General features: G+C 45.3%; 1 protein-coding gene. It reads right to left on the bottom strand.

Annotated features, from left to right (window positions below; translation table 11 throughout):
- A partial coding sequence (locus tag EMN46_RS19010; RefSeq protein ID WP_154202593.1) for an Hsp70 family protein occupies positions 1-470 on the bottom strand: 470 nt, incomplete at both ends.

The raw sequence follows: 470 nt of genomic DNA, 5'->3' as shown, positions 1-470 counted from the left end.
CGGAGTAGCTACACCACCCATCGTTTCGATACCGAGTGTTAGTGGCGATACGTCTAGTAGTAGAACGTCTTTTACATCACCCGCTAATACCGCACCTTGAATCGCCGCACCCATTGCTACTGCTTCATCAGGGTTCACATCTTTACGTGGCTCTTTACCAAAGAACTCAGCCACTTTTGCCTGAACTAAAGGCATACGTGTTTGACCACCCACCAAAATAACGTCGTCAATCTCACCCACAGAAAGATCAGCATCCGCTAAGGCAACTTTTAATGGCTCAATTGAACGAACCACTAATTCTTCAACTAAAGACTCTAACTTCGCACGCGTTAGTTTTAACACTAAGTGCTTAGGGCCCGTTGCATCTGCCGTAATGTACGGTAGGTTAACTTCTGTTTGCTGGCTTGAAGATAATTCGATCTTGGCTTTTTCTGCCGCTTCTTTTAAGCGTTGTAATGCGAGTGGATCAT

Origin of the sequence: Ancylomarina sp. 16SWW S1-10-2, from assembly GCF_009669305.1 — a bacterium.
Classification (GTDB): Bacteria; Bacteroidota; Bacteroidia; order Bacteroidales; family Marinifilaceae; genus Ancylomarina.
Note: the sequence above shows the minus strand (reverse complement) of the source record. Positions and strands in the feature narration are given on the sequence as shown.